The following is a 12083-nucleotide window of genomic DNA, read 5'->3' as shown; positions in this document are numbered from 1 at the left end:
CATTCGGGTGATGATCGCTTATAGTGCTTCTGTCAAGACGGGAGGCGTGAATGGATGAGCGGGCTGTGGTGGACGTTGCGCCCGGAGATGCGCCCGGTAGCGTGTCGGAGCTACTGGAAAAACTGGACGGCATGGCGGCGACGCTGCCGAACCGACTGAAGCAGTGCGCCGAGTTCACGCGGCGGCACCTGCACCTGATAGCTGTCTCGACCGTATCGGACATGGCGAAGGCGAGCGGGGTCGCGCCATCGGTCTATATGCGTTTCTGCCAGGCGCTCGGGTTTACTGGCTATTCCGAGATGCAGGCGCTGTTCCGTGCCCGCTTCGCAGAGTTCCGGCCTGACTATGACGAGCGGCTGGCGAATCTCCAGCAGGAGGGCGCGGTAGGGACCGGACGGCTGTTGGCAGACTTCGCCGAATCTGGCCATAAATCTTTGATGTCGCTTGCCAATACTGTGACCAATGACCGGCTCGACAGGATTGCGAGGGGGCTTGCCTCGGCGCGTGTCGTACATTTGGTGGGTCTGCGCCGCGCTTTCGCAGTGGTCAGCAATATGGCGTATCTCTTCGACAAGCTGGGGGTTCCGGCGAGCCTGCATTCCGGTTCCGGGATGCTTGTGTCCGGGGGATCCATCATGCCTGGCGACGTTGTGTTCGCGGTGACGTTCTCACCCTTCTCAGAGGAGACGATTCGCCTTGCCGGAAGCGCGGCGAAGCGCGGGGTGACGGTCTACGGGCTGACCGACTCGGGGAGTTGTCCGATGGCGGAGTACGCTACCGAAATGCTTATCGCGCGCGAGGACGAGGTTGGCGGTTTCCGTGCCCTCACTGGGGCGATCACGTTGACCACGACGCTTGCGGTGGCGGTGCGGGCGCTGCGTCAACAGAGTTGACAGCAGGGCACGATTCGACCTAAACGGAATAAAAATTCCATTACCCCGCAAAGCAAAGCGGGCGCGGGTCTCGGGTCACACCGGGTTTCAACAGGGGGACACAACCCCCGCCACGGTCAAAGGGAGGTACCATGACCAAACTCTTCAGAACTGCAGCCGTCGTTGCGGCCATCGGCTTTGCGGCTCCGGCCTTTGCGCAGAGCATCATCGTTGTCAGCCATGGCCAGGCGAACGATCCGTTCTGGTCGGTGGTGAAGAACGGTGTGGATGAGGCCGCCCAGCACACCGGGGCCGACGTGGACTACCGCGCGCCGGAAACCTTCGACATGGTGGCGATGAGCCAGCTGATCGACGCCGCCGTGAACCAGGAGCCGGACGGGCTGGTGGTTTCGATCCCCGACGCGGATGCGCTTGGCCCGTCAATCGAGCGCGCGGTCCAGGCCGGCATTCCTGTGATCTCGATGAACTCCGGCTCGGACGTTGCGGCTGAACTGGGCGCCGAGCTTCACGTCGGCCAGTCCGAGTTCGACGCCGGCAAGGCCGCCGGCGAGCAGCTTGCCGAAATGGGCGGCACCAACGCGCTGTGCGTGAACCAGGAAGTCGGCAACGTGGCTCTGGACCTGCGCTGCTCGGGTTTCGAGGAAGGCTTCGGCGGCACCGTGACCGTCCTGCCCACCTCGAACGATCCCAGCGAGATCGAATCCAAGGTCGCCGCCGCGCTGGCCTCGGACGAGAGTATCGACACGATCATGGCGCTGGGTGCGAGCACCGCCGGTGAGCCCTCGGTGGCGGCTGCCAACAACTCGGGCCGCGACATCCTGGTCGCGTCGTTCGACCTTTCGGCCAGCTTCCTCGAGTCCATCGTGGCAGGCGACGCCGCCTTCGCCATCGACCAGCAGCAGTTCCTGCAGGGCTACCTGCCGGTCGTGTTCCTCGCGATGAACGCGAAATACGGTCTGGTGCCGGGCGGCGACGTGCCCTCGGGCCCGAACCTGGTGACCCAGGAAAAGGCCGCGCAGGTGATCGACCTGTCGGCGCAGGGCATCCGCTAAGCCGCGACGCCTGACAAGACTGCCAGTGGGGGCCGTGGTGTGTGACCGCGCCACGGCCCCTTTGCATCCGAAGGTCTGGGGAGACTGAACATGACGGACACCACGCCACAATCTGTCGCAGATGAACGCCTCAAGGCGGAGAGCTTCGGCGCCCGCCTGATGAAACGCCCTGAGCTGGGGGCGATCGCCGGGGTCATTCTCGTCACGATCTTCTTTCTGATCACCGCCGATCCGGCGATGTTCACCCTGTCGGGGATCATCAACTTCATGACCCCCGCCGCCCAGCTGGGCATCCTGGCGATCGGCGCCGCGATGCTGATGATCGGCGGCGAGTTCGACCTTTCGATCGGGTCTATGGTCGCCTTTTCGGGCCTGTTCTTCGCCGCCGCGACCGTGACCTTCGGCATGCCCCTGATCATCGCGATCCCGGCGACCTTCGTGTTCGCGGGGCTCGTGGGGTCACTCAACGGGTTCATCGTGATCCGCTCGGGCCTGCCGTCCTTCATCGTGACACTTGCCTTCCTGTTTATCCTGCGCGGCCTGTCGCTGGTCGGACTGAAACTGGCGACCGGCGGCTCGACGCAGTTGCGCGGCGTGCGCGACGCGGTCGAAGGCGACTGGCTGGCGCCGTTCTTCTCGGGCGATGCATTCGGCGGGCTGTTCCGCTGGCTGGCCGAGGCCGGGCTGGTCGAGACCTTCAACAATGGCGCGCCAAAGGTTCCGGGCCTGCCAATCGAGATCATCTGGTTCGTCATCATCGCGCTTCTTGCGACCTGGGTGCTGCTGCGCACGCCGGTCGGCAACTGGATCTTCGCTTCGGGCGGGGACGCCAATGCGGCGGTCAACTCGGGCGTTCCGGTGCGGCGGGTCAAGATCTCGCTGTTCATGGTTACCGCCTGCTGCGCGGCACTGGTCGCGATCATCACGGTGATGGACGCGGGCTCGACCGACGCGCGCCGGGGTTTCCAGAAGGAATTCGAGGCGATCATCGCGGCCGTGATCGGGGGCTGCCTGCTGACCGGCGGCTACGGCTCGGCCATCGGCGCCTTCTTCGGCGCGATCATTTTCGGCATGGTCGTGATCGGCCTGACCTATACGGACTTCGACCAGGATTGGTTCCAGGTGTTCCTGGGCGGCATGCTGCTGATCGCGGTCCTGTTCAACAACGCCATTCGCAAACGCGTCACGGGGGAGCGCTGAGATGACCGAGGACACCAAGTTCCACCATGGCGATGCGCCCGAGACCGCGCCTATCGTCGAGATGAAGAACATCGAGAAGCACTTCGGCAACATCATCGCGTTGGCCGGCGTCAGCTTCGACGTGAAGCCGGGCGAGTGCCACTGCCTGCTGGGCGACAACGGCGCCGGCAAGTCGACCTTCATCAAGACCATGTCCGGCGTGCACAAGCCGACCAAGGGCGAGATCTATTTCGAGGGCAAGCCGATGTCCTTCGACAGCCCGCGCGACGCGATGGAGGCCGGGATCGCCACGGTGTTCCAGGACCTTGCGATGATCCCGCTGATGAGCGTGACCCGGAACTTCTTCATGGGACGCGAGCCGACCAAGGGCTCGGGGCCGTTCAAGCGGATGGACGTGGACCGGATGAACCAGACCACGATGGACGAGATGCGCAGCATGGGCATCAACCTGCGCGCGCCCGACCAGGCCGTCGGCACGCTGTCGGGCGGCGAGCGCCAGACCGTCGCCATCGCCCGCGCCGTGCATTTCGGCGCGAAGATCCTGATCCTGGACGAGCCGACCTCGGCGCTTGGCGTGCGGCAGACATCGAACGTGCTGGCCACCATCGACAAGGTGCGGAAGCAGGGCGTCGGCGTGGTGTTCATCAGCCATAACGTGCGCCATGCGCTGGCGGTGGGCGACCGGTTCACCGTGCTCAACCGGGGCAAGACCCTTGGCACGGCGAAGCGCGGCGAGATCACGCCGGAACAGCTTCAGGACCTGATGGCCGGTGGCCAGGAACTGGCGCAACTGGAAGGCTCGCTCGGGGGGACCGTGTGATGAGCAAGCCGCTCGACCTGATCACCATCGGCCGCAGTTCCGTTGACCTCTACGGTGCGCAGATCGGCGGCCGGCTCGAGGACATGGGCTCGTTCGACAAGTACATCGGCGGCAGCCCGACCAATATAGCCTGCGGGACCGCGCGGCTGGGGCTCAAGTCGGCGGTCATCACCGGTGTCGGCGACGAGCACATGGGCCGCTTCATCCGCGAGCAGCTGGAGCGGGAGGGCGTCGACACGCGCGGCGTCAAGACCGACCCCGAGCGGCTGACCGCGCTGGTCCTGCTGGGCATCCGCGACCAGGAGCAGTTTCCGCTGATCTTCTATCGCGAGAACTGCGCGGACATGGGCCTGACCGTCGAGGACGTCGATCCGGAGTTCATCCGGCAGGCGCGCGCCGTCGTCGCGACCGGCACCCATCTGAGCCACCCGCAGGTCGAGGCCGCGACGATCAAGGCGTTGGAGCTGGCCCGCGAGGCGGGGATGCAGACGGCGCTGGATATCGACTATCGCCCTAACCTCTGGGGCGTGGCGGGGCACGGCGAAGGCGAAAGCCGTTTCGTCGAAAGCGAGCGGGTGACCGCCAAGCTGCAATCGACGCTGCACCTGTTCGACCTGATCGTCGGCACCGAGGAGGAGTTCCACATCGCAGGCGGCTCGACCGATACGCTGGAGGCGCTGCGGGCGGTGCGCAAGGTCTCCGGCGCGACGCTGGTCTGCAAGCGGGGCGCAAAGGGGGCGGTGGCCTTCACCGGCGAGATCCCCGGCAGCCTCGACGATGGGCAGGCCGGCCCCGGTTTCCCGATCGAGGTGTTCAACGTGCTGGGTGCGGGCGACGGCTTCATGTCGGGCCTGCTGAAGGGCTGGCTCGACGGGGAGGACTGGCCGACAGCGTTGAAGTACGCCAACGCGTGCGGGGCCTTCGCTGTCAGCCGCCATGGCTGTACCCCGGCCTATCCCAGCTGGGAGGAACTGCAGTTCTTCTTCGACCGGGGCATCAAGCGCCCCGACCTGCGCAACGACCTCGAACTCGAGCAAGTGCATTGGGCGACCAACCGCAGCGGCGACTGGTCCACGATGCGGGTGTTCGCCTTCGATCATCGCATCCAGATGGAGGAGATGGACGGCGCGACGCCCGAAAAGATCGGCCGCTTCAAGGAGCTCTGCCTCGACGCCGCCCTGCAGGTGAAGGGGGACGACACGGGCTTTGGCATCCTCTGCGACGGGCGGCTGGGGCGCGACGCGCTCTACAAGGCCGAGGGGCAGGGGCTTTGGATCGGCCGGCCCGTGGAATGGCCCGGCTCGCGGCCTCTGACACTGGAGCCGCAGCTTGGTCCGGATTATGGCGGGCTGAACGAATGGCCGCGCGATCAGGTGGTGAAATGCCTGTGTTTCTGCCACCCGGACGACGATGCCGCGATGTGGGCCGCGCAGGAGCAGACGGTTCTGCGCCTGTTCCACGCCGCGCGCCGCAACGGGCTGGAATTCCTGCTGGAGGTCATCCCCTCGAAATGCGGGCCGGTGGGCGATGACACCACCGCGCGGGTGATCCAGCGGTTCTATGATCTGGGCGTCTATCCCGATTGGTGGAAGCTGGAGCCGTTCAGGACCGACACCGCCTGGCAACAGGCCGTTGATGCTATCGAGCGGAACGATCCGCGCACCCGCGGGATCGTGGTGCTGGGGCTCGACGCGCCGGAGGATGAACTGGCCGCCAGCTTCGCGCTTGCCGCCCGGCAGAGGCTTGTGAAAGGTTTCGCCGTGGGTCGGACGATCTTCGGCCAGGCTGCCCGCGACTGGATGGGCGGTGCTATTTCAGATCAGGAGGCCGTCAGCGTGATGGCCGGAAATTACACGCGGCTCTGCCGCATCTGGGACAAGGCCCGTGCCGGGGCCGGGGAGCAAGCCGCATGAGCAAGACGATCCGACTGACCGCAGCTCAGGCCATGGTGAAGTGGCTGTCGGTACAGATGAACGAAGACGGCGCGCGTTTCATCGACGGTGTCTGGGCGATCTTCGGGCACGGCAATGTTGCCGGTCTGGGCGAGGCCTTGCACGGGATCGGGGATGACCTGCCGACCTGGCGCGGGCAGAACGAGCAGACCATGGCGCACACAGCGATCGCCTTTGCCAAGGCGTCCAAGCGCCGGCGGGCGATGGCGGTCACGTCCTCGATCGGGCCGGGCGCGACCAACATGGTGACTGCCGCCGCGCTGGCGCATGTGAACCGGCTGCCGCTGCTGCTGATCCCGGGCGACGTGTTCGCGAACCGCGCGCCGGACCCGGTACTGCAGCAGATCGAGGATTTCGACGACGGCGTCGTGAGTGCCAACGACTGCTTCCGCCCGGTCTCGCGCTATTTCGACAGGATCTCTCGGCCTGAGCACCTTCTGACAGCGCTGCCGCGCGCCATGCAGACGATGACCGATCCGGCGAAATGCGGGCCGGTCACGCTGTCCTTCTGCCAGGACGTCCAGGCCGAGGCGCATGACTGGCCCGAGAGCTTTTTCGAGCCGAAGACCTGGCGCATCCGCCGCCCCGAGCCGGATCAGGCGGAACTGGCCGAGGTCGTCGCGGCCCTGAAGGCCGCCGAGCGACCGGCGATCGTCGCGGGCGGCGGGGTAATCTACTCGGGCGCCGAGCAGGTGCTGCTGGACTTCGCCAAGGCGCACAACATCCCGCTGGCCGAGACGCAGGCGGGCAAGGGCGCGGTGGCCTGGGACGAGGGGATCAACCTCGGCTCTCCGGGTGTGACAGGGGGCGATGCTGCCAACGCCGCGCTGGCCGAGGCCGACCTCGTGCTGGGCGTGGGGACGCGCTTCCAGGACTTCACCACTGGCTCGTGGACAGTGTTCGCTAACCCCGCGCGGCGGCTCGTGTCGATCAACGTGACGGGATATGACGCCGCCAAGCATGGCGCGCTGCCGCTGCTTTCGGACGCGAAGGTTGCGCTGGAAAAGATCGGTGCTGCGTTGGGCGATCAGCGCTGGCCGGACCGGGATGCTTCCCGCCGGACCGAGTGGTACGAGGCCACCGATGCGGTGATGGCCGCACCGAACAAGCCGGGACTGCCGACCGATGCGCAGGTGATCGGCGCGGTGCAGCGGCAGGCGACGCCGCAAACCGTTGTGATGTGTGCTGCCGGGACCATGCCGGGGGCACTGCACACGCTCTGGCGCGCTGCGCAGGGCGGGTATCACATGGAGTACGGCTTCTCGTGCATGGGCTACGAGCTGGCCGGGGCCATGGGTATCAAGCTGGCGCGCCCCGAGGCGGAGGTGGTCTGCTTCGTCGGCGACGGCAGCTACATGATGGCCAACTCGGAACTGGCGACCGCCGTTATGCGCCGGGTGCCGTTCACCGTGGTGTTGACCGACAACCGGGGCTACGGCTGCATCAACCGGCTGCAGAAGGGCACCGGTGGGGCAGAGTTCAACAACCTCTATGCCAGCGCCAATGTCGAGGCGCAGCCCGAGATCGATTTCGTGGCGCATGCCGCGTCGATGGGCGCGCACGCGGTCAAGGCGTCGGATATTGCCGACCTCGAAGCCAAGATCGGCGAGGCGCGGGGCAGGGGCGTTCCCTCGGTCATCGTGATCGACACCGACCCCTATCCGGGCACCGGCGCCGGCGGGCACTGGTGGGACGTGGCCGTTCCCGAGGTCTCGACCCGGGCGGAAGTTCAGGAAGCCCGCGAGAATTACGTCAAGCAGACCGCCTTGCAGCGCGTCGACTGAGGACAGACAGAATGAGTGTGAAGATCGGCATTTCGCCCATCTCCTGGCAGAACGACGACCTGCCGGATCTGACGGCCGCTTACACGATGGAACAGGCGCTGAGCGAGGCGCGCGAGATCGGTTATACCGGTGTCGAGCGCGGCCGCCGCATGCCTCATGAGACCGAGGCGCTGCGGGAGTACCTGAACAAGTACGACATCGCGCTCTGTGGTGGCTGGTGTTCGGGCAACCTGCTGGTGGATGATCTGGAGACCGAGAAGGCCTCGGTCCGGCAGCAGGTCGAGCAGTTCGCTGCGCTTGGCTCGCCCTGCATCGTCTACGCGGAGTGTTCCAACACCGTGCAGGGCGATATCGGCACCCCGGTAAACAACCGTCCCAAGCTCAGCCGGGACGAGGTGAAGGCCTATGGCCAGAAGCTGGGCGAGCTGGCGAAGTGGATGGCCGACAAGGGGCAGCCGCTGGCCTATCACCATCACATGGGCTCGTTCGTCGAGGACCAGGAGGATGTCGACTGGCTGATGGAGTTCACCCCGCCCGAAGTGCACCTGCTCTACGACACCGGGCACCTTTGGTTCGGCGGCGGCGACGTTCTGGGCACGCTGCGCAAATGGCGCGAGCGGGTGCTGCACGTCCACTTCAAGGACGTGCGCCCCGAAGTGATCCGCGACGTGCGCGAGAACGGCCGCAGCTTCCTCGACGCGGTGATCGCTGGTGCGTTCACGGTGCCGGGCGACGGTGCGATCGATTTCCAGGCGGTCACGGATGAGCTGAAGGCGATGGACTATGCCGGCTGGATCGTCGTCGAGGCCGAGCAGGACCCGGCCAAGGCGCCGCCCTACGAGTATTCGAAGAAGGGCTACGAGCACATCGTCGAGATCTGCGGGCGCTCGGGTCTGACCATCGACAGCACCACCTGACGGAGCGATTTCATGCCCGATCTTCTGAGAAAGCCCTTTGGCACCCGTGGAAAGGTCCACCAGATCACGCCCGAAAGCGCCGGTTGGCGCTATGTCGGCTTCTCGCTCTACCGGTTGCGGGCGGGCGATGCCGCCGCCGAAGTGACCGGCGACCGCGAGGTGATCCTGGTGATGGTCGAGGGCAAGGCCCGGATATCGGGTGCGGGGCAGGACTGGGGCGTTCTGGGCGAGCGCATGGACGTGTTCGAGAAGACCCCGCCACATTGCCTCTACCTGCCGAACGGCTCCGAGTGGAACGCCGCCGCCGAGACCGACTGCGTACTGGCCGTCTGCTCGGCCCCCGGCATGGGCGGGCACGAAGCGCGGCGGATCGGCCCCGACGGGATCAGCCTGACCACGCGCGGCAAGGGCACCAATACGCGCCACATCAACAACATCGCGATGGAGAACGAGGACTACGCCGACAGCCTGCTGGTGACCGAGGTGTTCACTCCGGCCGGGCACTGGTCCTCCTACCCGAGCCATCGTCATGACGAGGACGACTATCCGCGCATCACCTACCTCGAAGAGACCTATTACCATCGTCTGAACCCTGCCGACGGGTTCGGGGTGCAGCGGGTCTACACCGATGATGGCCAACTGGACGAGACCATGGCGGTCTCGGATGGGGACGTCGTTCTGGTGCCGCGAGGGCATCATCCCTGCGGCGCGCCCTATGGGTTCGAGATGTACTATCTGAACGTGATGGCCGGGCCGCTGCGGAAATGGCGCTTCGTGCCCGCGCCGCCGGTCGAGTGGATCATGAAACGCGACGCCTGACCCTGCCGGTCCGGGTGCCGCGCCGGTTCTTGCCGACCGGGGCTCAGTCGATCAGCGTCGAGGCGACGGCCAGGTAAAGGCCCTCGCCCGAGACGACATAGACCTCGTCCGGCCCGGTCGGAGCAAGCCACGGCGATGCCAATCGTTCGCGACCACCACGTCGCGCTGGTCGAAGCGGTACCCAACCGCATGCCGGTGAGTATGGCGATGAGAGTTTTGCGCGTTCGCATGCGTTATCGCGTGACCATGCGTGTGGGCGCGCCCTCGAATGTCGCCGCGGTCGCGGTCGGGTCCGGCGGAGACCGGTCCTGCCAGCGTGGCGGCGGCGCAGGTCGCCATGATGCCGTATGCAATCTACCTCATGATCGTCTCCCGCATTCCCGCGCGCTGCCTGTCGCCCTTTTCATTGGACGGGAGAGGCGCGGTTTTCCGCCGGTCGCCCGCGCCGGGACGCGGTCTCAGCCCATGTAGGTTTGAGGCTGCGCGGCGTTCGACATGAAGAACAGGCCCTTTGCCAGATCGTCGCGCGAAACGCGGCCTCCGAGGCAGATGCGCACGTATTCGTCGGGCTCGCCTTCGACGGTGAATGTGTCCGAGGGCATCACCCCAACGTGCCGGCCGGCCATGCGTGCGATGATGTCCGCGCGCCCCGAGCCCTTGGGCAACTTGAGCCACAGGTTGAAGGCGTGCTCGGCGCTGTCGTAGTCGAAACCCTCCAATGCCTCGGCGGCGATGCGTTGCCGCACGGCGGTCTCGGAGCGGATGAACCGGCGGATGCTGTCGGCTGTGCCATCCTCGATCCATTGCGTGACCATCGCCATCGGCAGCGGCGAGGGCATTACCGAGATGTCACGCAGCGCCTGGCCCAACTGGTAGGTCGCCTTGCCGTCGGGCGTGACGACATAGGCCAGCCGCAGCCCCGCGCCGATACATTTCGCCAACCCGCCGATGTGCCACGTCAGATCCGGGGCCGAGACCGCCAGCGGGGCGGGGGCCTTGGGCGGGATGAACCCGTAGGCGTCGTCCTCGATCAACGGTAGGCCGTGACGGTTCAAAACTTCCGAGATCTCCAGCCGCCGGTCTGTCGGTATGGTGATCGTCGTCGGGTTGTGCAGCGTCGGGTTCAGATACAGCGCCTTGGGGCCGTGGGCCTCGATTGCCGCCTCCAGCGCGTCGGGCAGGATACCGTGGCGGTCCATCGCGATACCCTTGAGCTGAACCCGCATCCGCCGCGCGATGGAGCGGATGCCGGGATAGGTGATCCGCTCGCACAGGATGGTGTCGCCTGGGCGCGTCAGGATCGACAGGATCGCGGTCATCGTCGGGTGGGCGCCGGGGGTGACGGCGATGCGCTCGAGCTTGGGGACCATGCCGCGCAAGCTGAGCCAGGTCGAGGCGGCGGTCTTGTCCTGGTCCGTGCCGATAGAGGACTGGTAGCGCAGCAGCGAGACCATGTTCGACGCGACATATGTCAGCCCGGCGCGCATCTTATCCAGAAGCTCGGGGTCGGTGGGCTCGGGCGGCATGTTCATCGACAGGTCTTCCGAGGCCGTGCGCTCAGGGTCCGGGGCCCCGGCCGAAACGCCCCGAGGCGCGTCGCTGACGAAGGTACCGCGCCCGACATGGCTGTCGACGAGGCCACGCGCCTTCGCCTCCGCATAAGCGCGCGAGACGGTGGTGAAGTCTATGTGCAACCGCTCGGCCAGCTGCCGCTGCGGGGGCAGGCGGTCGCCGGGGGCCAGTATCCCGGCGCGGATGTCCTCGGCCAAAGCGTCGGCGATGGCGATATAGCGGGGCTTGCCACCAGCGAGGCTGTTCGGTGTCCAGTTGGTCATGAGACAGCTGTAGCGCAGTTGGGTGGAAAATTGAAGTCGATTGTATGGATTGTGTTGGCGATCGGTTCGAGGATTGCGATTCTTAGCTCGTTGGCGAAGTTTCTGCCTTCCTGGTGAGCGAAACTGAAGAGAGTGGCGCGATATTGAGCACGGGTTGAGCGATCGCGAACTTTTATTGTATGCATATTGAACTTATGATTGATTGAATCAATTTGGCGGGGATATCCGGGAATCGACCGAAACAAGGAGATCCCCATGCCCGAGGTTACCAAGGAAGCACACAAGGACGGAGACTTCTTCGTCAACTACGAGGAAAAGGTCTTCGAGGACGTGAAGGCCGATGAGGGCGAGAAGGCGCTCGTCACCTTTCACACCGTCGCCTTCGAGGGCTCCATCGGGCTGGTGAACATCCTCAACGCCATCCGCCTGAACCGGAAGGGCTACGAGACGTCGATCCTGCTCTACGGTCCCGGCGTGACGCTGGGCATCCAGCGCGGCTTCCCAACGCTGGGCGACGAGGCCTTCCCCGGCCACCAGAACTTCGCCGTGAACCTGAAAAAGTTCATGGCCGAGGGCGGCAAGGTCTTTGCCTGCCGCTTCGCGCTCCAGGCGCTCTATGGTCACGGTGAGCCCTCGCTGCTGCCCGGCATCACCCCGATCGCGCCGCAGGACGTGTTGGACTGCATCCTTCTGCACAAGAAGGCCGATGCTGTGATCCTCGACACCTGGACGGTCTGAGTTCTCGACCGTCCCCGGCCGGCGCGGCCTTCTCCCAGTCGCGCCGGCCCCCTTCCGCAGCACGAGGACGACA

10 protein-coding genes are annotated in these 12083 nt (G+C 65.7%); 9 read left to right on the top strand and 1 reads right to left on the bottom strand.

Annotated elements, in window-relative coordinates; all coding sequences use genetic code 11:
* The first annotated feature begins 50 nt into the window (after positions 1–50).
* The 8 genes from ACW9UR_RS14140 (at position 51) to iolB (ending at position 9437) form a co-directional block, all read left to right on the top strand.
* Positions 51–893, top strand: coding sequence for a MurR/RpiR family transcriptional regulator (locus tag ACW9UR_RS14140; protein WP_458917640.1), 843 nt, complete (start codon positions 51–53; stop codon positions 891–893).
* Between the two features lie 131 nt (positions 894–1024).
* Positions 1025–1945, top strand: a complete 921-nt coding sequence (locus tag ACW9UR_RS14135; protein WP_458917639.1) for a sugar ABC transporter substrate-binding protein — start codon at positions 1025–1027, stop codon at positions 1943–1945.
* A gap of 90 nt (positions 1946–2035) precedes the next feature.
* Positions 2036–3145, top strand: coding sequence for an ABC transporter permease (locus tag ACW9UR_RS14130; protein ID WP_458917638.1), 1110 nt, complete (start codon positions 2036–2038; stop codon positions 3143–3145).
* Position 3146: 1 nt separating this feature from the next.
* Positions 3147–3965 carry an ATP-binding cassette domain-containing protein gene (locus tag ACW9UR_RS14125; protein ID WP_458917637.1) on the top strand — a complete coding sequence of 273 codons (819 nt, stop codon included), beginning with the start codon at positions 3147–3149 and terminating at the stop codon, positions 3963–3965.
* Positions 3965–5878, top strand: a complete 1914-nt coding sequence (locus ACW9UR_RS14120) for a bifunctional 5-dehydro-2-deoxygluconokinase/5-dehydro-2-deoxyphosphogluconate aldolase (RefSeq protein ID WP_458917636.1) — start codon at positions 3965–3967, stop codon at positions 5876–5878. The genes ACW9UR_RS14125 and ACW9UR_RS14120 overlap by 1 nt, the downstream gene beginning before the upstream one ends.
* Complete coding sequence (gene iolD / locus ACW9UR_RS14115; protein ID WP_458917635.1) at positions 5875–7701, top strand: 3D-(3,5/4)-trihydroxycyclohexane-1,2-dione acylhydrolase (decyclizing); 1827 nt, start codon at positions 5875–5877, stop codon at positions 7699–7701. The genes ACW9UR_RS14120 and iolD overlap by 4 nt, the downstream gene beginning before the upstream one ends.
* A gap of 11 nt (positions 7702–7712) precedes the next feature.
* Complete coding sequence (gene iolE, locus ACW9UR_RS14110; protein WP_458917634.1) at positions 7713–8618, top strand: myo-inosose-2 dehydratase; 906 nt, start codon at positions 7713–7715, stop codon at positions 8616–8618.
* A 12-nt stretch (positions 8619–8630) separates the two neighbouring features.
* Positions 8631–9437 (top strand): 5-deoxy-glucuronate isomerase, encoded by an 807-nt coding sequence (iolB, locus tag ACW9UR_RS14105; protein WP_458917633.1) that lies wholly within the window; start codon positions 8631–8633, stop codon positions 9435–9437.
* Positions 9438–9895: 458 nt separating this feature from the next.
* Here the strand turns inward: iolB and ACW9UR_RS14100 are convergent, their stop codons facing one another.
* Positions 9896–11272 carry an aminotransferase-like domain-containing protein gene (locus ACW9UR_RS14100; RefSeq protein WP_458917631.1) on the bottom strand — a complete coding sequence of 459 codons (1377 nt, stop codon included), beginning with the start codon at positions 11270–11272 and terminating at the stop codon, positions 9896–9898.
* A gap of 255 nt (positions 11273–11527) precedes the next feature.
* Between ACW9UR_RS14100 and ACW9UR_RS14095 the strand changes: the two genes are divergently transcribed.
* Complete coding sequence (locus ACW9UR_RS14095; protein WP_458917630.1) at positions 11528–12010, top strand: MSMEG_0572/Sll0783 family nitrogen starvation response protein; 483 nt, start codon at positions 11528–11530, stop codon at positions 12008–12010.
* Positions 12011–12083 lie beyond the last annotated feature (73 nt).

The sequence above is a fragment of the Halovulum sp. GXIMD14794 genome, assembly GCF_054457455.1.
This window is presented reverse-complemented; position numbering and strand designations above follow the sequence as displayed.